The sequence below is a fragment of the Streptomyces sp. NPDC002671 genome, from assembly GCF_053592475.1.
In genome coordinates this window covers 87,935-110,366 of record NZ_JBSFVU010000027.1, presented here as the reverse complement: position 1 = coordinate 110,366, position 22,432 = coordinate 87,935, and the positions used below count along the sequence as shown (strand labels likewise).

Here is a 22,432-nt window from a genome sequence, read left to right as displayed (position 1 = left end):
CTCCACTGGACCCGCCGCATGATCGAGATCCGCAAGCAGAATCCGGCCTTCGGACTGGGGTCCTATACCGAGTTGCAGTCCTCCAACCCGGCGGTGATCGCCTTCCTGCGGGAGGCCCCCTCGTCAGAGGAAGGAGGGGACGATGTGGTGCTCTGCGTGCACAACTTCTCCCGGTTCGCCCAGCCCACGGAGCTGGACCTGCGCCGGTTCTCCGGGCGGCACCCGGTCGAGCTGTTCGGTGGGGTGCGGTTCCCGGCGGTCGGCGAGCTGCCGTACCTGCTGACCCTGGCGGGGCACGGCTTCTACTGGTTCCGGCTGCGCCGGGACGCCGTGTAGCCCAGGCCCGGTGGGGCGGTTTCCGCCGTCCCACCCGGGGCACGCATCAGTAACACCCCGACGATCCGGGGAAAGGACGTGACGCCCATGGCGGAAACGGTCGGCCCTTACGGCACCACCACTTCCAGCGGTCACCTCCTCGCTTCGCTCGATCCCCTGTTGCGCGAGTGGCTGCCGAGACAGCGCTGGTTCGCCGGCAAGGGACGCCCGGTCACCGGATTCACGCCGGTGTCCGTCACCCGACTGCTGCCGCCCAACAGCCGGTTGGGCCTGTACCACCTGCTGCTGCGCGTCCACCAGCCGTCCGCGATCGGCGCCCCGCCGCACCCCGGCGACTGCTACCAGCTGCTGATCGGCGTGCGCGAGGCGCTGCCGCCCCGGCTGGCCCCCGCGCTGATCGGACACGTCGCCACCGGCCCGCTCGCCGGACGCACGGTCTACGAGGCCCTGTACGACCCCCGGCCCGCCGAGCTGCTCCTGGAGGCCCTGCGCAGCCAAGCCCGTTTCGGCGCGCTGCGGTTCGAGCGGGACCGGCGCCAGGAGATCCGCGGCGGCCTGGTGGCCCGGCTGAACACCAGCGAGCAGTCCAACTCGTCGGTCGTCTACGGAGATACGTTCATCCTCAAGCTGTTGCGCCGGGTCGTGCCCGGGGTCAATCCCGACCTGGAGCTCCCGCTGGCCCTGGCCCGCGAGGGCTGCGCCCGGGTGCCCGCGCCGACGGCCTGGCTGCACGCCGAGGCGGACGCCAAGGCGGGGGCCGACGGGGGCGCGGAGTCGTACGTCCTGGCCGTGCTCCAGCCGTATCTGCGCGGCGCGGCCGACGGCTGGGAGCTGGCGCTGCGCGAGCGGGCCAAAGGCGAGGGCGGGGCCGAGGGCTTCACCGCCGAGGCACGGGCGCTGGGCCGGGCCACCGCCGAGGTGCACTCCGCGCTCGCCCGCGCCCTGCCGACGGTCACCCTGGGCCACGCCCAGCTGGGGCAGCTGGTGGACGGCATGACCGAGCGGCTGAGCGCGGCCACGCAGGCGGTGCCGGCGCTGCGGCCGTACGCGACCGGGCTGCGCTCGGCCTACACGGCGCTGGCGGACCTCGCCGCCCGGGGCGCCACCTGGACCGCGCAGCGCGTCCACGGCGACCTGCATCTCGGTCAGTGCCTGCGCTCGCCCTCCGGGGACTGGTCGCTGATCGACTTCGAGGGCGAGCCGGCCCGGCCGCTGGCCGAGCGACGCATACCGCAGCTGCCGCTGCGGGACATCGCCGGGATGCTGCGCTCCTTCGACTACGCGGCCCACTCGGGCGCCCCGCCCGCGCCGGACTGGGCGCGCGCCTGCCGGGCCGCCTACTGCGCCGGGTACGCGGAGATCACCGGCCGCGACCCGCGCGCCGATCCCGTACCGCTGCGGGCCTACGAGACCGACAAGGCGGTCTACGAGGTCGTCTACGAGGCCCGGCACCGCCCCGACTGGCTCCCCGTACCGCTCGCGGCGGTCCGCCGTCTCGCCACGTCCGACCCGAACCTCGCCCGGGAGACTCGCTCGTGACGTCCAAGTCCAGGAAGTCGGCCACCCCGAAGAAGACGGCTGTGCGGAAGGCCGGGCAGAGGGCCGCGCCTCGCGTGTCCGCCGCCATGGACCGCGACGGCCGGGAACGGCTGCTGTACGGCACCCATCACGACCCGCATGCGGTCCTGGGCGCCCACCCGGTCCCCGGCGGCGTCGCCGTCCGCGCCTTCCGTCCGCACGCCCGGTCGGTCACCGTGGTCAGCGGCGAGGCGCGGGCCGCGTTGCACGACGACGGCGACGGGTTCTTCTCCGGTCTGCTCCCGCTCACCGAGGTCCCCGCGTACCGCCTCCTGGTCGGATACGACGGCCAAGGCGACACGGTCCACGAGACCGAGGACCCGTACCGCTTCCTGCCCACGCTCGGTGAGCTGGACCTGCACCTGATCGGCGAGGGCCGGCACGAGCAGCTGTGGCGGGTGCTCGGGGCGCACGTCATGACGCACCAGGGCGTGACCGGCACCCGGTTCGCGGTGTGGGCGCCGAACGCGCGGGGCGTGCGGGTGGCGGGCAGCTTCAACTTCTGGGACGCCGGCGGCTTCCCGATGCGCTCGCTCGGCTCGTCCGGGGTGTGGGAGCTGTTCGTGCCGGGCGTCGGCGAGGGTGAGCTGTACAAGTTCGAGCTCACCCGCCCGGACGGCTCGCGCACCCTGCGCGCCGACCCGCTGGCCCGCCGCACCGAGGCCCCGCCCGCCACCGCCTCGATCGTGCACGCCTCGCACCACGAGTGGGGCGACGCCGAGTGGCTGGCCCACCGGGGCGACACGCCTGTGCACGAGGCGCCGTTCTCGGTGTACGAGGTGCATCTGCCGTCCTGGCGGCCAGGGCTGACGTACCGCCAACTGGCCGACCAGCTCACGGAGTACGTCACCGACCTGGGTTTCACGCACGTGGAGCTGATGCCGGTCGCGGAACATCCCTTCGGCGGCTCGTGGGGCTACCAGGTCACCGGCTTCTACGCGCCCACGGCCCGGCTCGGCACCCCCGACGACTTCAAGTACCTGGTGGACCGGCTGCACCAGGCCGGGATCGGGGTGCTGATGGACTGGGTTCCGGCCCACTTCCCGCGCGACGACTGGGCGCTGGCCGAGTTCGACGGGCGTCCGCTGTACGAGCACCACGACCCGCTGCGGGCTGCGCACCCCGACTGGGGCACGCTGGAGTTCGACTTCGGCCGCCGGGAGGTGCGCAACTTCCTGGTGGCGAACGCCGTGTACTGGTGCGAGGAGTTCCACATCGACGGCCTGCGGGTGGATGCGGTCGCCTCGATGCTCTACCTCGACTACTCGCGCGAGCCGGGCCAGTGGACCCCGAACCGGTTCGGCGGCCGGGAGAACCTGGACGCGGTGGCCTTCCTCCAGGAGATGAACGCCACGGTCTACCGGCGCTGCCCGGGGGTGGTGACCGTCGCCGAGGAGTCGACGGCCTGGGACGGGGTCACCCGGCCCACGCACCACCGGGGCCCGAGCGGCTTCGGCGGGCTCGGATTCGGGCTGAAGTGGAACATGGGCTGGATGCACGACTCGCTGGAGTACATGAGCCATGACCCGGTGCACCGTGCGTACCACCACAACGAGCTGACCTTCTCGATGGTGTACGCGTACAGCGAGAACTACGTCCTGCCCATATCCCACGACGAGGTCGTGCACGGCAAGCGGGCGCTGGTGTCCAAGATGCCGGGCGACTGGTGGCGGCAGCGCGCCGACCACCGGGCCTACCTGGGCTTCATGTGGGCGCACCCGGGCAAGCAACTCCTCTTCATGGGGCAGGAGTTCGCACAGGGCGCCGAGTGGTCGGAGGCGCACGGCCCCGACTGGTGGCTGCTCGACCCGGCGTACGGCGCGGCGGCCGACCACCGGGGCGTGCGCGACCTGGTCCGCGACCTGAACACCGTCTACGGCGCCACCCCGGCCCTGTGGCAGCGCGACAGCGACCCGGCGGGCTTCCAGTGGATCGCGGGGGACGCGGCGGACGACAACGTCCTGGCGTTCCTGCGCCTGGACGCCGCCGGCACCCCGCTGCTCGCCGTCACCCACCTCTCCCCCGTGGTCCGCGCCGACTACCGCCTCGGCGTCCCCGACGACATCCCGGCCTGGCGGGAGGTCCTGAACACCGACGCGGCCCGCTACGGCGGCAGCGACGTCGCCCATCCCGATCCGGTCAAACCGGAGCCGCAGGGCGCGCACGGCCGCCCGGCGAGCATCCGGCTGACCCTGCCGCCGCTGGCTACGGTGTGGCTGCGGCCTGCCTGAGCCCGTCGGGGAGCGAGCCCGTGTGCAGCACGCCCAGCCGCTGCGTGGCCCGGGTCAGGGCCACGTACAGGTCGCTCGTGCCGTAGGCGCCCGGCTCGACCACCAGGACCGAGTCGAACTCCAGACCCTTGGCCTGCCGGGGGTCGAGGAGGACGACCGTGTGGGTCAGGTCGGGTTCCGCGCCGGCCCTCACCCCGTCCAGCCGTGCGGCCAGCGCCCCGTGCAGCCCGCGCGGGGCGATCACCGCCAGCCGGCCCTCGGCGGGGGTGAGTTCGGCGACCGCCTTGGCGACCGCGCCGGGCAGGTCGCCGGAGGCATCGCGCACCCAGGGCCGTTCCCCGGTCGAGCGGACCGAACTCGGCGGCTGGAACTCCGGGTTCTCGGCGCGGACCACGGCGGCGGCCAGCTCCATGATCTCGGACGGGGTGCGGTAGTTGACGCCGAGCCGGGTGTGCTCCCAGCGGTCCTCGACGTACGGCTCCAGGATCTCGGCCCAGGAGCCGACGCCCGCCGCCTCCGCCGTCTGGGCCGGGTCGCCGACCAGGGTCATCGAGCGGGTCGGGGTGCGCCGCATCAGCAGCCGCCAGGCCATTGGCGACAGCTCCTGCGCCTCGTCCACGATGATGTGGCCGAACGCCCAGGTCCGGTCGGCCGCGGCCCGCTCGGCGGCGCTGCGGTGGTCCGCCTCCTCGTGCCGCTCGGCGAACCGCTCGGCGTCGATGATGTGGTGCGCGGACAGGACCTCGGAAGCGTCCGGGTCATCGTCCTCCTTGTCCTCGAACTCGTACGTCCGGGACGCGTACGACACGTCGAGCACGCCCTGCGCGTAGGCGACCTGCGTCTCGCGCTCCCGCTCGGCGCGCGCCCGGGTCACCCGGTCGTCCTCGCCGAGTAGTTCGGCCGCCTCGTCCAGCAGCGGGACGTCCGCGACGGTCCAGGCCCGGGTCACCGGGCGGCGGATCGCGTCGGCGTCCTCCTCCGGGAGGTAGCCGTCCGGCTCGGCGAGGAAGTCGGCGACCAGCCGCTGCGGGGTGATCCGGGGCCACAGCTGGTCGACGGCGGACCAGACTTCGGGGTTGTCGGCGAGTTCGTCGCGGATCTGGGTGATGTCGGAAGCGTCCAGCAGGCTGCTGCCGTCGTACGGGTCGGTGCCCACGCGCTCGGCGTACAGCTCGGTGAGCGTGTTGAGGATGTGGCCCTCGAAGTACTCGCGGGAGGCGTTGTGCGGCAGCTTGGCGGCACGGGTGCGTTCGCGGGCGACGTTCACGAGACCGTCGTCCAGCATCAGCACCTCGCGGTCGTGCTCGATGGCGATGACGGGGTCGGGCAGCGCCTGCCGGTCGCGTACGACGGTGGCGAGCACGTCGGCCATCGCGGCACGGCCCTTCACGGCGGCGGCCCGCTCGGTGTCGGTGGCGGTGGCCTTCACGCCGGGGAAGAGTTCGCCGACCGTGGCGAGCAGGACGCCGGTCTCGCCGAGGGAGGGCAGCACCTCGCCGATGTAGCCGAGGAAGGCCGGGTTCGGGCCGACGATGAGCACGGCCCGGCGGGCCAGCAGCTCCCGGTGTTCGTAGAGGAGATAGGCCGCCCGGTGCAGGGCGACGGCGGTCTTTCCGGTGCCGGGTCCGCCCTCGACCACCAGCACCCCGCGGTGCGGCGCCCGGATGATCTCGTCCTGTTCGGCCTGGATGGTCTGCACGATGTCGCTCATCCGGCCGGTGCGCGCCGAGTTGAGCGCGGCCAGCAGCACGGCGTCCCCGGTGGGGTCCTCGTGGCCGGTGCGGGTGGTGTCGCCGAGGTCGAGGATCTCGTCGTGCAGGGAGGCGACGGTCCGGTCGTGGGTGGTGATGTGCCGGCGGCGGCGCAGGCCCATCGGGGTGTGGCCGGTGGCCAGGTAGAACGGGCGGGCGACGTCGGCCCGCCAGTCGATGAGGACCGGGGTGTGCTCGGTGTCGTCCTCGCGCAGCCCGATCCGGCCGATGTGGTGGACGGCACCGCCGGCCAGATCGATCCGGCCGAAACACAGCGAGCCGTCGACCGCGTTCAGCGCGGCGAGCAGCCCCGAGCGCTCGGCGACCAGGATGTCCCGCTCCAGCCGGGCCTGCATGGGCTTGTCGCCCTGGGCGAGCGCGTCCGCGACGGAGCCCTCGGCCTCGCCGCGCAGCACGTCGACGCGCGCATACAGTCCGTCGATGAATTCCTGCTCGTGCCGCAATTCATCGCCTGGAAATTCGGTGTTTGACAATGCCACTCCCGCCCGCATATACTGTGCTCGGAACTTCTCCGCGACTGTTTCGAATTGAAGTCGCGAACCACCGAATATACGCAGGGAAATCCCCCGAGCGCAATTGCTCAGGGGATTTTTTCGTGGCCGGGTTCCTTTGCGGCACCCCTGCTGTGCGTCTACAGCACGTCGGCCAGTTCCTCCATCAGCCGCCGCTTGGGCCGTGCGCCCACCATCGACCGCACCGGCTCACCGTCCCGGAAGACCATCAGGGTCGGCGTCGACAGCACGCCGTAGGCGACCGTCGTCTGCGGGTTGCGGTCCACGTCCAGCTGGACGATCTTCAGCCGGTCGCCCTCCTCGAAGGCGATGTCCTTCAGCACCGGCGCGAGCTGCCGGCACGGCCCGCACCAGTCGGCCGTGAACTGCACCAGTACCGGCATATCCGCGCCGATCACCTCCGCCTCGAAGTCCGCGTCCGTCACCTCGGCCAGTCCGCTCACCAAGCTCACCGTGTCAGCCCTCCCAGCTCGCACACGGGTTCCGGACCCCCCGGAACCAGCGCCTCGGCGGCCAGCCCGTCCCGGGCCTCCTCGGCCCGCCGCAACTGCCCCGCGACCTGCTCCCGCACCGCCGTCAACTGCCCGATGAGCGCGTCCAGTTCGCCCAGCTTGCACCGGTAGACCACGAGGGACGCCGGGCAGGAGTCGCCCTCCGGGTGCCCGGCCCGCAGGCACTCCACGAACGGCCGCGTCTCCTCCAGGTCGAACCCGAAGTCCTGCAGCGTCCGGATCTGGTGGAGCATCCGGAGGTCGCTCTCGTCGTACGTGCGGTGTCCCTTGTCGTCGCGCCGGGCGGGCAGCAGCCCCCGCGCCTCGTAGTAGCGCAGCGTGCGGGTGGTGGTCCCGGCCCGTGCGGCCAGCTCGCCGATTCGCATGTCTACGACGGTAGGTGTTGACGTCGGCGTCAAGGCAAGCCGGTTCAGGACGGGCCGGGGCCTTCGGGAGGCAGCAGCGGCTTCCTGGGCACCGGCGAGGACAGCACGATCGAGGTCGTCGTCCGCCCCAGCGCCGAGGCCTGCTCCAGGATCTGCTCCAGGTGCACGGTGTCGGTGACGGCGACCTTGAGGATCCAGCAGTCCTCGCCGACCACATGGTGCACCTCGATGATCTCCGGGCGGTCGATCAGCTCCCGGGTCCTGGGGTGCTTGAGGTTGTAACCGCCGTGCGGGTTCACGCGGATGAAGGCCAGGATGCCGTACCCGAGGCGATGAGCCGCGACCTGCGCGCCGTACCCCTCGACCACCCCGGCCGCCTCCAGCCGGCGCACCCGCTCGGCGACGGCCGCCGGGCTCAGGCTGACCCGCCGGCCCAGCTCGCTCAGCTTGATCCGCCCGTCGGTCTGGAGCAGCCGGAGGATGTCCCGGTCCACCCCGTCGAAGGCCACCGAAGTTCCGCCGGTGACGGCCCGCAGATGCCGTGGTTCTTTTGGCGCGGTCGCCGTATCTCCCATGTCTCCCCCTTCAGAGCCCGGTACCGTGAACGGAGAATTATGACCATGGAAAAGGCGAAAGAGGCTCGAGAGGTCCTGGTCATCGGGGGCAACCGCTACTTCGGCAAGCGGCTGATCGCGCGGCTGCTGGCGGCGGGTGACCGGGTCACGGTCCTGAACCGGGGGTCGGTGCCCGCGCCGCCCGGCGCGGACCACCTGGTGGCCGACCGGGCCGACGAGGACGCTCTGGCCGAGGCGCTGGGCGCACGCACCTTCGACGTCGTCGTCGACCAGGTCTGCTACAGCCCGCGCCACGCCGACATCGCCCGACGGGTCTTCACGGGCCGCACCGGCCGCTATCTGATGACCTCGACCGTGGAGGTGTACGAGCACGAGGACTCCGAGGTGCCGGTGTCCGAGAGCGCGGTGGATCCGCGTACGGTCACGGTCGACCTCGAACTGCCCTGGGACAACCCGGAGTTCCTGGAGGGGTACTACGGCGAGGGCAAGCGGCAGGCGGAGGCCGTGTTCACGGCCGCCGGCCCGGACCTGCCGTTCGTGTCCGTCCGCCTGGCCCATGTCCTGGGCGGCGACGACGACTTCACCGGCCGACTGGACCACTACGCCGACCGCATCCGCACCGGCGCCCCCATCCTCATACCGCCGCTGCCCCGCTCGGCGACGTACATCCACGTCGAGGAGATCGCCGACTTCCTCTTCTGGGCGGTGGGCGAGGACTTCACGGGCCCGGTGAACGCCGCCTCGCACGGGCCGTTCGGGGTCCGGGAGCTGTGCGCGGAGATTGCGGACCAACTGCCCGGCGGAAAGGTGGTGTTCGAGGTGACCGAGGCGGCCGAGGTCTCCCCCTTCGCCTTCCGCAACCGCTACGGCATGGACAACTCCCGCGCCGCAGGCCTCGGTTTCGGCTTCGACCACGCACGGCTGTGGCTGCCGAGGGCGATCGCCGAGACGCTAGGAAAGGGCAACTGACATGCAGTACCGCACCCTTGGCGGGCTGAAGGTGAGCGCGGTCGGGCTGGGCGCCATGCCGCTGTCGATCGAGGGCCACCCGGACGAGCAGCGCGCCCTCGCCACGGTCCACGCGGCGCTCGACGCGGGCGTGACCCTGCTGGACACCGCCGACTCCTACCACCTCCCGGGCCGGCCCCCCGGCCACAACGAACTCCTGCTGGCCCGCGCGCTCGCGACGTACGGCGGCGACCGCGACGACGTCCTGGTGGCCACCAAGGGCGGCCGGGGCAGGCCTGCGGACGGCAGCTGGACGGTGACGGGCACGCCGGCCCACCTCAAGGCGGCGGCCGAGGCCTCCCTGAAACGCCTGGGCGTCGAGGCGATCGGCCTCTACCAACTCCACAAGCCCGACCCGGCCGTGCCCTTCGAGGACTCCGTGGGGGCGCTGCGCGACCTCCTCGACGAGGGCAAGATCCGCCTGGCCGGCCTCTCCAACGTGACCGTGGACCAGATCCACCGCGCCCACGCGGTCCTCGGCGACCGCCTGGTCTCGGTCCAGAACCGCTACTCCCCGGAGATCCGCGAGAGCGACCCGCAGCTACGTCTGTGCACGGACCTGGGCCTGGCGTTCCTCCCGTGGAGCCCACTGGGCGGCATCTCCCGCAGCTCGCTGGACGGCCCGTCGGGGCAGACGGCAGACCTGCGGTACGCCGCGTTCCACGAGGTGGCCCGCGACCGCGGCGTGAGCCCCCAACAGGTCTGCCTGGCCTGGCTGCTGTCCCTTTCCCCGACTCTGATCCCCATCCCGGGCGCGAGCCGCCCGGAGACGATCCGGGACTCGGCGGCGGCGGCCGAGCTGGAGCTGACCGAGGAGGAGCTGACGCGGCTGCCCTAGACCGTCACGCCCGCCGACTCCTCCACCTCCATCAGGGACGCGCTGTGCCGTTCCTCCTCGAAGGCCCTGGCGCCGCCGCGGAGGCCGAACAGGCGCTTGGTCAGGGCGATGTAGAGGACCGCGAGGATGTTCAGCACGAGCGTGGCGATCTTCAGCCAGCTGACGTGCTCGGTGAGTTCGTAGATCTCCAGGGGGAGGAAGGCGGCGGTGGCGACCACCGTCAGGTACTCGGCCCAGCGCTTGGCATACCAGAGGCCGACCGCCTCGACGAGTTCGATGAGCGCGTAGGCGAGGAGGAGGGCCGCCACCAGCAGCAGCGTGCTGTGCTTGTACCCGAAAGCCTTCTGGAGGGAGTCGACGACCGGCGAGTGGTCGAGGTCGTAGTGGAAGTGCTTGAACACCGGGCGGAAGACGTCCAGGTATTCGTTGAACAGGCGGCGCACCGCGTCCTGGCTGTTGCTGAACTTCCACACCGCCGCCGCGACCAGGACGATGAAGACGCCGCGGACCGCGCGCTCGATCGCGAGGAAGCGGAGGACGAAGAGGTCGCGGAGAACCTTGCCGCGCGGTACGAGCGGGGCGTCCGCGGCCGGTCCCGACCCATGCGGCTCGCCCAGCACGAAGTCGCCGCAGCGCAGGCAGCGCCACACCTCACCGAGCGCCGTCTCGGCGCGCAGCCGGATCCGCAGCCGCGGGTCGTCCGGCGCGTAGGTCACATGCCCCTTGCGCGCACAGTGCCGCCGGTCCCAGTCGATCTTCATCCCCCGTGCCTCCATACAGGTACTGACTCACACGTACTGATTCACACGTACTGACGCCACGCACGAACGTGCCGTTCCGGTTGATCCGAAGCGGCACGTTAGTGGATAAAGACCTGGAGAGGCACGGTGAGATCAGTCGGCTGCGCTCTCCGCCAGCTCCCTTTCTCCTTCCCTCCCCTTTTCCTTCACCTCGGGTGCCGGGGCCTCGCGGCGCGGCAGCAGGACCGCGACCAGAACCGTGCCGATGCCGAGGATCACCGCGCCGACCAGGCTGGTGTGGGCCACCGCGTCGGAGAAGGCGGAGCCGACCGCCTCGGCCATCTGCCGGGCTCCCGTGGCGAGTTCGGCGGCCTGCTGCTTGAGCTGCGCGGCCTGCTGCGGGTCCTTGGCGTGCGCCGCCTGCGCGGCCAGCTGGTGGGCCTTCTCGCCGATGCCCTGCGCGACCGCGTACCCGGCACCGACCGAGTCCTGCGCGGTGTCCAGGGCGCTCGCCGGGAGCTTGCTGCCGGCGGTGGCGTCGCTCAGGTGGTTGCCGTACGACGTCGCGAGGAGCGAGCCGAGGATGGCGATACCGAGGGAGCCGCCCAGCTCCAGCGAGGTGTCGTTGACCGCGCCGCCGACGCCCAGCTCGGACTCCGGGAACGCGCCCATGATCGCGTCGGTGCAGGGTGAGAGGGCGAGGCCGATGGCGAGGCCCAGGATGATCAGGGGCGCGACGAAGTCGGTGTACGTCGAACCCGCGTCGACCCGGGTCAGCAGGGCCAGCGCGGTCGTGCCGCCGACCATGCCCGCGGTCACGGTCCACTTCATTCCGACGCGCGGGGTGAGCACGCCGGTCAGCGCCGAGCCGACGAAGACCGCGCCGGCCAGCGGCAGCATGCGGACGCCGGTCTCCAGGGCGTCGTAGCCGAGGACGAACTGGAGGTCCTGGGTGAGGTAGTAGAACGCGCCGAAGACGGCGAGGAAGAACAGGGCGACGGCGAGGTTGGAGCCCGCGAAGCGGCGGGAGGCGAAGCGGCGCACGTCCAGGATCGGGCGGGGGGTGCGCAGCTCCCAGAGGACGAAGGCGGTCAGGCCCACGCCCGCGACAACCGCCGCCGTGATCGCCTTCACGCCCCAGCCGAAGTGCGGGCCCTCGATGATCATGTAGACCAGCGAGCCGGTCCAGGTCACCGACAGCAGGCCGCCGACGTAGTCGATGCGGTCGTGGTGACCGGCCTTGGACGGCGGCACGAGGACGAAGGCGCCGACGATCGCCACGGCCGCGACGGGCACGTTGATCAGGAAGGTCGAGGACCAGCCGTGGTCGCGCAGCAGGGCGCCCGCGACCACCGGACCGGCGGCGATGGCGAGACCGGCGGTGGCGGTCCACAGGGTGATCGCCTTGGCGCGCTCCTCCCGCGGGAAGGTCGCGGCGAGCAGCGAGAGCGTGGCGGGCATGATGAGCGCCGCGCCGACGCCCATGACGGCACGCGCGGCGATGACGGTCGTGGAGCTGTCGGCGAGGTACCCGAAGACGGCGCCCCCGCCGAACACCGTCAGCCCGAGCACGAGCGCGCCGCGCCGGCTGTACTTGTCGCCGATCGCGCCGAGCAGCAGCATCAGCGCCGCGTACGGGACGGTGTAGCCGTCGATCACCCACTGGAGGTCGGCGCTGGACAGCCCGAGGTCCTTCGTCATGCCGGGCGCCGCGACCGTGAGGGCGGTGTTGGCCATCACGATGATCAGCAGGCTCAGGCAGAGCACCAGCAGCGCCCACCAGCGCCGGGCATAGGGGCGCTCCATCCTTTCGACGGGTTCGGTCATGACGAGTCGCATGGCAGGGGTCGCCTTCCTCGGATTCGCGACGGGACGCACACAGCGGGGCACACAGCGATGTGCACGGCTGCTTGCCCGGTGACTTGCACAATGGCGTGCAATTGCACAACCATGTGCAATGTACGTGGTTGCACAGCACTGTGCAAGTCAGGAGAGCGTGCAGAATGACCGTCATGACCACCGGCAACACCAGTCGCGCCGACGCCAACCGGCGCCGCATCCTCGACGTCGCCCTCGCCGAGCTGCTGCGCGACCCCGACGCCTCCATGGACCAGATCGCGCGCGCCGCCGGGGTCGTACGGCGGACCGTGTACGGCCACTTCCCGAGCCGCGAGGCACTGATCGCCACGCTCGTCGACGGCGCGGTGGAGGAGGTGCTGGAGGTCACCGAGCGCGTCCGTGCCGAGGCGGAGGACCCGGCGGAGGACGTGGCCCGCTCGGTGCTCGCGTTGTGGGAGGTCGCCGACCGCTACCGGCTGCTGGTCGCCCTGGCCCAGCGCACGGTCACCATGCAGGGCATCCGCGAACGCCTCGCACCGCTGCGCGAGAAGAAGGTCCACACGCTCCAACGCGGCCTGGACACCGGCGTGTTCGCCTCCCCGCTGGCCGCGCCGGCGCTGGCGTACGTGCACGAGCAGATGCTGTTCGCGGTGATGGAGGCGGTGAACGACGGCCTGCTGACAGCAGCGGAGGCGGGCCGCTCCGCCGCGGTCACACTGCTGACCGCGGCGGGCGTACCCGCCTCGACGGCCACCGAGCTGGTGGCCAGGTTGAGTGAAGGTTCGTAGCGAAGCCCTTGGGAATCCCTGGGGAACCTTCGGGGAGAGGGAGACCGGACGCCCGGCCCGGGTTCAGGCGGGGCCGGGCGTCCGGAGTGTGCAAGGGGCTGTGCGGGTCAGGCCTTGGTCAGCTCCCCGTCCCGCGGCTCGGGAAGCTCGGCGGCCGTGGCCTCGTTCTCGTCCAGCAGCGTCGTCTCGTCGAACGGCAGCTCGCCGGCGAGGACCTGCTTGACCCGGCCCTTGTCGATCTCCTTCGTCCAGGTACCCACCAGCACGGCGGCCACCGCGTTGCCCGCGAAGTTGGTCAGCGCACGTGCCTCGCTCATGAAGCGGTCGATGCCGACGATCAGGCCGACGCCGTCGACCAGGGCGGGCTTGTGCGACTGGAGGCCGCCGGCCAGCGTGGCGAGCCCGGCGCCGCTGACGCCCGCCGCGCCCTTGGAGGCCAGCAGCAGGAAGAGCAGCAGCGGGATCTGCTCGCCGACGGACATCGGCGTACCGAGCGCGTCGGCGATGTAGAGGGACGCCATGGTCATGTAGATCATGGTGCCGTCGAGGTTGAAGGAGTAGCCGGTCGGCACGGTGATGCCGACGACCGGCTTGCTGACGCCCAGGTGCTCCATCTTCGCGATCAGCCGCGGCAGCGCGGACTCGGAGGACGAGGTGGACAGGATCAGCAGGAACTCGCGGGCGAGGTACTTGAAGAGGGAGAGGACGTTCAGGCCCGCGACGATCCGCAGCAGCGCGCCGAGCACGATGAAGACGAACAGGAAGCAGGTCACGTAGAAGCCGAGCATCAGCACGGCCAGGCTCTTCAGCGCGTCCAGACCGGCCGAGCCCGTGACGGCGGCGATGGCACCGAAGGCACCGATCGGCGCGGCCCACATGACCATCGACAGGATGCGGAAGACGAGCCGCTGGATGTGCTCGATGCCGCGCAGCACCGGCTGCCCGACCGGCCCCATGGCCTGCAGCGCGAACCCGGCGAGCAGCGCGACCAGCAGCGTCTGGAGCACCTGGCCCTCGGTGAAGGCGGAGACGAAGCTCTTCGGAATGATCGACAGCACGAAGTCGACCGGCGGCAGCGCGTCGGAAGACACCTGGTCGTGCCCGGAGGCCTTGATGGCGTTGGTGATGTGCAGCCCGTCACCGGGGTGCAGGACGTTGCCCACGAGCAGCCCGATGGCGAGCGCGACGAGCGACATCACCAGGAAGTACCCGAGGGCGATACCGCCGACGGCCCCCACCTTGGCGGCCTTCCGTACGGAACCTATGCCCAGCACGATCGTGCAGAAGATGATCGGCGAGATCATCATCTTGATCAGGTTCACGAAGCCCGCGCCCAGCGGCTTCAGCTGCACTCCGGCATCGGGCCAGATGAGCCCCACGGCGATACCGAGCACGACCGCCACGATGACGGCTATGTACAGGTAATGGGTGCGGTCCCGCTTCACAGGGGCGGGTGCGGCAGGTGCCGTATCGGGGGAACTGGCGGCCACGGCTGCCCTCCTTGACGTCTTCGTCGGCATCACCGGCGTGCGGCTCACGTCCGGGGTTGTGGGGGATGCCGTGACTATCTCCCGGCCTGTGACGGCGGTCACCCTTCCGTTCATTTAGTTCACACTTATCCGGAGAGGCACACTGCTGACATGCGCTTTCCCACCCTCCCCCGACCACGCAGCCTGGCGGGCCAGCTGTTCGCCATGCAGGCCGTGCTGCTCGCGTTGGTGGTGGCCGGTTACGCGCTGTTCACGTACGTCAACGACCAGCGGCAGGCGGTGGACGCGGCGACCGGCCGGGCGACCGCGGTGGCCCGCTCGATCGCCGACTCCCCCGCGGTCCGCTCGGCGATCCACACCCCCGACCCCAGCGCGACGCTCCAGCCGTACGCCCTCCGGGTCATCCGGGACACGGACATCGACTTCGTCACGATCATGAACCCGTCCGGCATCCGCTGGACGCACCCGGACCCGAGGCTGATCGGCAAGCGCTTCTCCGGCCACATCGGCCCCGCCCAGCACGGCCGCACCTTCACCGAGACGCACTCCGGCTCGCTCGGCCCGACCGTCCGCGCGGTGACGCCCGTGGAGGAGAACGGCCGTGTGATCGGCCTGGTGAGCGCCGGCATCAAGATCGAGGCGATAAGCCGCCGGATGCAGCACCAGGTCACGGCCCTGCTCGGCGTCGCGGGCGGCGTCCTGCTGCTGGGCGCGGTCGGCACGTACGTCATCAACGCTCGGCTGCGCCGCCACACCCGCGGCATGAACGCGGCCGAACTGAGCCGGATGTACGACTACCACGAGGCGGCCCTGCACGCCGTCCGGGAGGGCCTGCTGCTGCTGGACGGGCAGTACAGGGTGGCGCTGATCAACGACGGCGGCCGGGAGCTGCTGGGCGTCGGGGGCGAGGAGGACGTACTCGGCCGCTCGGTCGCCGACCTGGGCCTGCCCGCCCCCCTGACGGGCGCGCTGCTGGCCTCCGGGCCCAGGGTGGACGAGGTGCACCTGGCCGCGTCCCGGGTACTGGCGGTGAACACCTCACCGGTGTCCGGCGGCGAACGCCGGGGCACGGTGGTGACCTTGCGCGATGTCACCGAACTCCAGTCCCTCATGGGTGAGCTGGACTCCGAGCGGGGCTTCACGCAGGCCCTGCGCTCCCAGGCGCACGAGGCGGCGAACCGGCTCCACACGGTCGTCTCGCTGATCGAACTGGGCCGGGCCGAGGAAGCGGTGGAGTTCGCGACGTCGGAACTGGAGCTGGCCCAGGCCCTGACCGACCAGGTGGTGGCGGCGGTGGGCGAGCCGGTGCTGGCGGCCCTGCTGCTGGGCAAGACGGCACAGGCGCACGAGCGGGGCGTGGAGCTGGTGGTGTCGGCGGACAGCCGCCTGGACGACGGCCTGCTGCCGGAGCGTGTGTCCGCGCGTGACCTGGTGACCATCCTCGGCAACCTCATCGACAACGCGGTGGACGCGGCACAGGGCAGCATGCGGGCGCGGGTGACGGTGACGGCGTACGCATCGGACGCCGAACTGGTGATACGCGTGTCGGACACCGGCCCGGGGGTCGACTCGGCCCACACCGACCTGGTATTCCAGCGGGGGTTCTCGACGAAGCCCTCCGGGCCGGGCGGGCGCGGGCTGGGGCTCGCGCTGGTGCGGCAGGCGGTGACACGGCATGAGGGGACGTTGAACGTGACGGAGGCCGAGGAGGGCGGCGCGGTGTTCGAGGTACGGCTGCCGCTGCGTACGGCGGTGGGTGGCGGCGGATGACGCCTGGGCAGCAGCCGATCCGGGTCCTCGTGGTGGAGGACGACCCGGTCGCCGCGGACGCGCATCTGCTCTACGTCGGGAGGGTGCCGGGGTTCGTGGCGGTGGGCAAGGCGCACACGGGAGCGGAGGCGCGGCGGATCCTGGACCGTACGCCCGTGGACCTGCTGTTGCTGGACCTGCACCTGCCGGACGTGCACGGCTTGCAGTTCGCCCGTTCCCTGCGGGCGGCGGGGCATCACGCGGACGTCATAGCGGTGACGTCGGCGCGGGACCTGGCCGTGGTCCGCGAGGGCGTCTCACTGGGCGTCGTCCAGTACGTCCTGAAGCCGTTCACGTTCGCCACGCTGCGGGACCGGCTGGTGCGGTACGCGGAATTCCGCGGCGCGGCGGGCGAGGCGAGCGGCCAGGACGAGGTGGACCGCGCGCTGGCGGCCCTGCGCGCACCCTCGCCTGCGGCGCTGCCGAAAGGGTTGAGCGGGCCGACGTTGGAGCGGGTGACGTCGGCTCTGCGGGAGGCGGAGGAGGGGCTCACGGCGGCGGGGGTCGCGGTGGCCGTGGGGATCTCGCGGATCACGGCTCGGCGGTATCTGGAGCACCTGGTGGAGGCGGGGCGGGCGGCGCGGAAGCCGCTGTACGGGCAGGTGGGGAGACCGGAGCTGGTGTATCGGTGGGTGGTTCAGGGGCGGTGAGGGCGGCTGCCCTGGCGCGGGACCGGTCAGCTTCTGTGGGCGCGTGGGCTTGGGTGTAGGCGTCGGCGGAGCGGAGCCAGTGGGCTCGGGCCTCGGCCGGACGGCCGGCTTTCAGATACGCCTGAGCCAGGCCCGCAAGGCTCATGCCTGTCCCATACCAGTCCTCGAACTCCCGGTCGACCTTCAGAGCCTTGCCGTATGCCTCGATCGCCTCGTCCACTCGACCCGCTGCACACAGGGAGTTGCCCAGGTTGTGCCACACCTGGGCCTCACGGTAGCGATCCCCAGCGTCCCGATACAGGTCGAGAGCGCGATTCTGGACCTCGATCGCCTCCTCCCACCGACCCGCCACATACAGGGAGTTGCCCAGGTTGTGCCACGCCTGGGCCTCACTACGACGACCCCCATTGGCCTGATACAGATCGCGAGCGCGAATGTGGGCCTCTATCGCCTCCTCCTCCCGGCCCGCCTCCCGCAGGGCAATGCCGAGGAGGTTCCAGGCCCTGGCCTCTTCGACGTGGTCCCCCACGGCCTGACAGAGGTCGCGGGCACGAGTCTGGGCATCCACCGCTTCCTCCGCCGATCCCGTCTTCAACAGGGCGAAGCCCAGGTCGATCAACGACGTGGCCTCGTTGGCGGCGTCCCCGGCGCGGTGTGCAGCCTCCTGTGCGGCACGGCTGACGGCAACCCAGTCCGCGAAGTGCCGTCGCCAGTTCAGATACAGCCCCAGGCTCGGGGCCAGCTTCAACGCCGGGGCCCTGTATCGCTCCTCCTGAGCCCACGACATCGCCGCCACCAGCCCCGCCCGCTGCCCGTCAAGCCACGCCAACGCCTGTCGCCGGTCCGCGAACAGTTCCACCTCCGGCTTGCCCGGCAGCCACTGCAATCGGTCCTCGGCTGCATCGGCCCACCGCACGTAGTACTCCAGCACACGCTCCCGCGCCGCCTCGGACTCCTCCCGCAACGCGGCGTCCGCGACCGCCGCCCCCGCCCCGAACGCCCGCACCAGGTCGTGCATCCGCCACCGGTCGCGCTCGCTCCCCCGTTCCACGAGATGCGCCCGCGCCAGCGCCTTCAGCTCCCGCAGCGGCGGGGCCTCCGTCCCCACCAGCGCAGCCGCGACCTCCTCGCTCGCCTCCGGACCCGGCGCGAGCGCGAGCAGGCGCAGCAGGCGGGCCTGCTCGGCCGGAAGCCTGCGGTAGGACAGGTCGAAGGCGGCACGGACACTCCGGTCGCCGTCATCGAGGGAAGCGAGCCTGTCGTGCGACGTGGCCAGTTCCTCCCCCAGCTCGGCCGCCGACTTGCCCGGATCCTCCGCCAGCAACGCCGCCGCGATCTGCAAGGCCAGCGGCAGGCATCCGCACAGGCCGGCCAGACGGGCCGCCGCGTCCGGCTCCTCGGCGATCCGGCAGTCCTCCGGGTCGGCGATACGGAGGACCCGGTCAAGGAGTCCGTACGCCGCCTGGGGCGTGAGCTGGTCCAACGGCACGAGCCGGGCGCCCAGTTGGGGCAGCCGGTCCCGTGAAGTGACCAGCACCCGATGCCGCCCGCCCCCGGGCAGCAGTGGCCGTACCTGGTCCGGTGACGAAGCATTGTCGGCGACGATCAGCACCGCGTCCCGCTCGGCCAGCAGCGAGCGGTACAGCCCCGCCCGCTCGTCCGCCGTCGTCGGAATGTGCTCCGGCTCGACCCCGAGCGCCCTCAGCAGCGACTGGAGGGCCTGGTCGGCGGTGACGGGCGTGTCGTCGTACCCGTGCAGGTCCACGAACAGAACGCCACCCGGAAACCAGCCCGCCTCCCGCGCCGCGTACGCCGCCTCCACCGCCAGCGCCGTCTTACCGATGCCGCCGAGTCCGGACACCGCGGTGACAAGGACAGCCTGATCGCAGCCGGCGCGATCCAGGGCGACCCGCAGCCGCTCCAACTCCCCGTCCCGCCCCGTGAATCCCGCCGCCCTCGGCGGCAGCGCGTCCAGCGCGGTCGGCGCCGGCGCCTGCTGCCGGTACTCCGCCTTGCCGATGACCGGTCCCCTGAACTCCCCGCCCTGGAAGTCGATGTGATCGCTCACCCCGCGTCGCCCCCCGACCCGAAGGGCAAGGCGTACTGCACGATGTACACCCCCAGCCCGGCCGCAGCGAGTGCCTCCAGCACGGACAGCAACCCCAGCCCCGCCGAGACCTCACCCCCCGCCCAGTACACGACCAGCGCGCTCAACGGCACGACGCAGAAGGCGAGCAGGTCGACCACGCACTGCACGACCTTCCGGGAGACGCGCCGGGCATCCCCGCGGTGCGCGACCTCCCACTGGAAGACCTCGGCACCCTCCGCCTGCACCAGTTCCGCCAGCCGAGGCCCCAACTGCCCCCGCACATAGGCCCCGATCGCCGAGATCTTCTGGTCGTTGACCAGATACGTCCACCCGAGCACGACACACACCGGCGGCAGCGCGAGCAGCATCTCCGTCCGCTTGGCCTGGGCCGCGGCGGCGATCACCGCGGCCACCACGGTGAGCGTGACGTACAGCAGGTTGTCCCGGAACCCGATCCGCGTCTTCTGCTCGTCCTTGATCGCCTGGTACTCGGTGAGCAGCAACTGCCCCACGCTGACGTCTCGTTCCGGCACTCCAACCCCTTCCCCCGGCAGTACCTTAAGAGTGTGCCGGAGACTCAGCCCACCGTTCTCGTCCTGACCGCACTCGCGTTGGAATACGCGGCGGTGCGCACCTACATCGAAGAGCGGAAGGAGCGGACCCACCCCGGCAACGGCACCATCGTCGAAGTGGGCCGCCTGCCCGGCACCCCGTGGCACGTCGCCGCCGCCGAACTGGGCGAGGGCGCCCGGAACACCGCCGCGCTCACCGCGTCGCTCATCGGCTGGCTGCGCCCGCAGGCCGTCCTGTTCGTCGGCGTGGCCGGCAGTCTCAAGCCGGACATCGGTCTCGGTGACGTCGTCGTCGGCACCAAGGTGTACGCGATCCACGGCGGCAAGGTGACGTCCGGGAGGACGCTGGTGCGCCCGGAGGCGTGGCACGGCTCCAACGCGCTGGTGCAGGCGGCGCGTTCGGCGGTGCGGGACATGCCGGACGTACGGGCGCACTTCAAGCCGATCGCCACGGGGGACGTGGTCCTGGCCGACGACGAGTCCGAGATCGCCCGGCAGATACGCGAGAACTACAACGACACGGCGGCCTTCGAGATGGAGGGCTCGGGAGCGGCCCACGCGGCCCATCTGGAGGGCCGGGACGCCCTGGTCGTCCGGGGCATCAGCGATCGCACCAATGCCGACAAGGGCGCGGACGACGCCGCAGGTTCGCAGGAGTGGGCGGCGGCGCAGGCCGCGGCCGTGGCGATGGCGGTGCTGCGCAAGTACCGGGGCCGGGGCGGGAGTGCCGGTCCCGCCGAATCCTCCGGCTCCGACGAGGGATCCCACGGAGGCCACGGGGGCGACCACATCGACTTCCGGGGCGCGACCTTCAACGGGCCCGTCATCGGCAAACAGGTCGGAGGACGGCAGAACCGCGGGTAACGCCAGGTCATCGCGGGGTGACACCGGGTGCCAGCTCGCCCGTCACGATCAAAACGTACGATTCTACGATCCGTGATCTCGGCAGAACCGACTGTAGTCATCACGTTCGCACACCCCTACCTTGTGCGGGGTGCGCCAACCCTCAGCTCCTCCGTTCAACGCCCCGGTCGCCCGCAGGCTGCGTGCCGCGCTCGGCATGGGACCCGAGCACGTCGCCTACGGCATGCGGGCCTCGTACGGCCTGCCGTACGTCACGCCCGACCTCGTGATCGCCTGGGAGCGCGGCACCGCCTCCCCGAGCAGCCCCGAACTCACCGCCCTCGCGGGGGTGTTGTGGTGTTCTCCGGGGGAACTCATCGGACGGCCCCGCACCCTGCGCGAGCACCGCATCGCCCGCGGGATCGCGCCGGAGGACATGGCCCGCGCCGTCGGCATCGACCTCCCGGCGTATCTGCGGATGGAGGAGAGCGGTACCTGGCACGGCAACGAGCGGCAGTCGGCCGCGCTCGCTCGGGCGCTGCAACTGACCCTGCCCGACTTCGTGGCCGTCACGGGCCGCGAGGCGAAGCTCGCCGACCTGCTGCACAGCGCGATGAGCACCCGCTGGCAGGCGTATGTGCGGCCGGTGATGAAGCTGGCGCCCGTGGACAGGGGCGTCCTGGAGGACGTCCTGCAGGAGCTGCACCAGGACTATCAGGGGCACATGGCCGCCACCCTCAGCTGGGGTGGCGGCAGCAGGAGCGCCAGTGAGTCCGGTGAGGAGTTCCTCGGCCGGATCGTCGAGAACTTCTGGGCGGCGGTCGAGAACAGGACCGGTTAGAAGACCGACTCCGCCTCGTCCATCCGGTCCTTCGGAACCGTCTTCAGCTCGGTGACCGCCTCCGCGAGCGGCACCATCACGATGTCGGTGCCGCGCAGCGCGGTCATCCTGCCGAACTCGCCGCGGTGCGCGGCCTCGACGGCGTGCCAGCCGAAGCGGGTGGCGAGAACGCGGTCGTACGCGGTCGGGACGCCGCCGCGCTGGACGTGGCCGAGGATGACCGGCTTGGCCTCCTTGCCGAGGCGGCGCTCCAGCTCGTACGCCAGCGCGGTGCCGATGCCCTGGAAGCGCTCGTGGCCGTACTGGTCGATCTCGCCCTTGCCGTAGTCCATGGTGCCCTCGGCGGGGTGGGCGCCCTCGGCGACGCAGACGACCGCGAACTTCTTGCCGCGGGCGAAGCGCTCCTCGACCATCTTGACCAGGTCGGCGGGGTCGAAGGGGCGCTCGGGCAGGCAGATGCCGTGGGCGCCGGCGGCCATGCCGGACTCCAGGGCGATCCAGCCGGCGTGCCGGCCCATGACCTCGACGACCATCACGCGCTGGTGGGACTCGGCCGTGGTCTTCAGGCGGTCCATGGCCTCCGTGGCCACGCCGACGGCCGTGTCGAAGCCGAAGGTGCGGTCCGTGGAGGAGATGTCGTTGTCGATGGTCTTGGGGACGCCGACGACCGGCAGACCCGCGTCGGAGAGCATGCGGGCCGCCGTCAGGGTGCCCTCGCCGCCGATCGGGATCAGCGCGTCGATGCCGAACTCCGCGACCATGTCGGTGGCCTTGTCGCAGGCCTCGCGCAGCCGGTCGCGCTCCAGGCGGGAGGAGCCGAGGATGGTGCCGCCGCGGGCCAGGATGCCGCTGACCCCGTCCAGGTCGAGGGAGCGGTAGTGGCGGTCGAGCAGACCCCGGTAGCCGTCCTCGAAGCCGATGACCTCGTCGCCGTACTGCGCCACCGCCCGGTGCACGACGGACCGGATCACGGCGTTCAGGCCGGGGCAGTCGCCGCCTGCGGTGAGAACTCCGATGCGCATCGTGCTGTGTCTCCTGCTCGCT

20 protein-coding genes are annotated in these 22,432 nt (G+C 71.5%); 10 read left to right on the top strand and 10 right to left on the bottom strand.

The genetic code is table 11. The features are described from left to right. From ACWD35_RS33685 to glgB, 3 genes are all read left to right on the top strand, one after another. The coding region (locus tag ACWD35_RS33685; protein WP_451355135.1) for an alpha-glucosidase C-terminal domain-containing protein at window positions 1–336 on the top strand (336 nt) is incomplete at its 5' end. A gap of 87 nt (window positions 337–423) precedes the next feature. Further along, window positions 424–1,875: a maltokinase N-terminal cap-like domain-containing protein gene (locus tag ACWD35_RS33680; RefSeq protein WP_451355134.1), complete on the top strand. Its 1,452-nt coding sequence runs from the start codon at window positions 424–426 to the stop codon at window positions 1,873–1,875. 41 nt (window positions 1,876–1,916) lie between these two features. After that, a complete protein-coding gene (gene glgB / locus ACWD35_RS33675; protein WP_451355143.1) occupies window positions 1,917–4,145 on the top strand; it encodes a 1,4-alpha-glucan branching enzyme in 2,229 nt (742 codons plus the stop codon). On the opposite strand, the gene ACWD35_RS33670 is transcribed toward glgB, so the two are convergent. From ACWD35_RS33670 to ACWD35_RS33655, 4 genes are all read right to left on the bottom strand, one after another. After that, window positions 4,120–6,408 (bottom strand): HelD family protein, encoded by a 2,289-nt coding sequence (locus tag ACWD35_RS33670; protein WP_451355133.1) that lies wholly within the window; start codon window positions 6,406–6,408, stop codon window positions 4,120–4,122. The two genes, glgB and ACWD35_RS33670, sit on opposite strands and share 26 nt — an antisense overlap. Window positions 6,409–6,548: 140 nt before the next feature. Then, complete coding sequence (trxA, locus tag ACWD35_RS33665; protein ID WP_451355142.1) at window positions 6,549–6,863, bottom strand: thioredoxin; 315 nt, start codon at window positions 6,861–6,863, stop codon at window positions 6,549–6,551. A gap of 14 nt (window positions 6,864–6,877) precedes the next feature. Then, window positions 6,878–7,306, bottom strand: a complete 429-nt coding sequence (locus ACWD35_RS33660; RefSeq protein ID WP_451355132.1) for a MerR family transcriptional regulator — start codon at window positions 7,304–7,306, stop codon at window positions 6,878–6,880. 44 nt (window positions 7,307–7,350) lie between these two features. Beyond that, on the bottom strand, window positions 7,351–7,881 hold the full coding sequence (locus ACWD35_RS33655; protein WP_451355131.1) for an Lrp/AsnC family transcriptional regulator: 531 nt from the start codon (window positions 7,879–7,881) through the stop codon (window positions 7,351–7,353). 39 nt (window positions 7,882–7,920) lie between these two features. On the opposite strand from ACWD35_RS33655, the gene ACWD35_RS33650 reads away from it, so the two are divergent. Together ACWD35_RS33650 and ACWD35_RS33645 are read left to right on the top strand one after the other, a co-directional pair. After that, window positions 7,921–8,850: an NAD-dependent epimerase/dehydratase family protein gene (locus tag ACWD35_RS33650; protein ID WP_451355130.1), complete on the top strand. Its 930-nt coding sequence runs from the start codon at window positions 7,921–7,923 to the stop codon at window positions 8,848–8,850. A 1-nt stretch (window position 8,851) separates the two neighbouring features. Further along, window positions 8,852–9,727, top strand: a complete 876-nt coding sequence (locus ACWD35_RS33645; protein WP_451355129.1) for an aldo/keto reductase — start codon at window positions 8,852–8,854, stop codon at window positions 9,725–9,727. Here the strand turns inward: ACWD35_RS33645 and ACWD35_RS33640 are convergent. Together ACWD35_RS33640 and ACWD35_RS33635 are read right to left on the bottom strand one after the other, a co-directional pair. Continuing rightward, complete coding sequence (locus ACWD35_RS33640; RefSeq protein ID WP_451355128.1) at window positions 9,724–10,488, bottom strand: DUF2127 domain-containing protein; 765 nt, start codon at window positions 10,486–10,488, stop codon at window positions 9,724–9,726. The genes ACWD35_RS33645 and ACWD35_RS33640 overlap by 4 nt on opposite strands. A 132-nt stretch (window positions 10,489–10,620) precedes the next feature. After that, entirely contained in the window at window positions 10,621–12,306 is a 1,686-nt protein-coding gene (locus ACWD35_RS33635) for an MFS transporter (RefSeq protein ID WP_451355127.1), read from the bottom strand. A gap of 164 nt (window positions 12,307–12,470) precedes the next feature. On the opposite strand from ACWD35_RS33635, the gene ACWD35_RS33630 reads away from it, so the two are divergent. Then, entirely contained in the window at window positions 12,471–13,094 is a 624-nt protein-coding gene (locus ACWD35_RS33630) for a TetR/AcrR family transcriptional regulator (protein WP_451355126.1), read from the top strand. Window positions 13,095–13,201: 107 nt separating this feature from the next. Here the strand turns inward: ACWD35_RS33630 and ACWD35_RS33625 are convergent, their stop codons facing one another. Further along, entirely contained in the window at window positions 13,202–14,584 is a 1,383-nt protein-coding gene (locus ACWD35_RS33625) for a cation:dicarboxylate symporter family transporter (protein WP_451355125.1), read from the bottom strand. 150 nt (window positions 14,585–14,734) lie between these two features. Between ACWD35_RS33625 and ACWD35_RS33620 the strand changes: the two genes are divergently transcribed. Beyond that, complete coding sequence (locus ACWD35_RS33620) at window positions 14,735–16,354, top strand: sensor histidine kinase (protein WP_451355124.1); 1,620 nt, start codon at window positions 14,735–14,737, stop codon at window positions 16,352–16,354. Beyond that, a complete protein-coding gene (locus ACWD35_RS33615; protein WP_451355123.1) occupies window positions 16,351–17,043 on the top strand; it encodes a response regulator in 693 nt (230 codons plus the stop codon). The genes ACWD35_RS33620 and ACWD35_RS33615 overlap by 4 nt, the downstream gene beginning before the upstream one ends. Here the strand turns inward: ACWD35_RS33615 and ACWD35_RS33610 are convergent. Together ACWD35_RS33610 and ACWD35_RS33605 are read right to left on the bottom strand one after the other, a co-directional pair. Further along, window positions 16,925–19,111: a tetratricopeptide repeat protein gene (locus ACWD35_RS33610; RefSeq protein ID WP_451355122.1), complete on the bottom strand. Its 2,187-nt coding sequence runs from the start codon at window positions 19,109–19,111 to the stop codon at window positions 16,925–16,927. The genes ACWD35_RS33615 and ACWD35_RS33610 overlap by 119 nt on opposite strands. Then, window positions 19,108–19,665 (bottom strand): hypothetical protein, encoded by a 558-nt coding sequence (locus tag ACWD35_RS33605; protein ID WP_451355121.1) that lies wholly within the window; start codon window positions 19,663–19,665, stop codon window positions 19,108–19,110. The genes ACWD35_RS33610 and ACWD35_RS33605 overlap by 4 nt, the downstream gene beginning before the upstream one ends. Window positions 19,666–19,698: 33 nt before the next feature. Here ACWD35_RS33605 and ACWD35_RS33600 point away from each other — a divergent pair, with 33 nt between their 5' ends. Both ACWD35_RS33600 and ACWD35_RS33595 read left to right on the top strand, forming a co-directional pair. Further along, window positions 19,699–20,568 (top strand): 5'-methylthioadenosine/S-adenosylhomocysteine nucleosidase, encoded by an 870-nt coding sequence (locus tag ACWD35_RS33600; protein WP_451355120.1) that lies wholly within the window; start codon window positions 19,699–19,701, stop codon window positions 20,566–20,568. A 130-nt stretch (window positions 20,569–20,698) separates the two neighbouring features. After that, entirely contained in the window at window positions 20,699–21,388 is a 690-nt protein-coding gene (locus ACWD35_RS33595) for a helix-turn-helix domain-containing protein (protein WP_451355119.1), read from the top strand. Here ACWD35_RS33595 and ACWD35_RS33590 read toward each other — a convergent pair. Beyond that, complete coding sequence (locus tag ACWD35_RS33590) at window positions 21,385–22,410, bottom strand: ATP-dependent 6-phosphofructokinase (RefSeq protein WP_451355118.1); 1,026 nt, start codon at window positions 22,408–22,410, stop codon at window positions 21,385–21,387. The genes ACWD35_RS33595 and ACWD35_RS33590 overlap by 4 nt on opposite strands. Window positions 22,411–22,432: the final 22 nt, after the last annotated feature.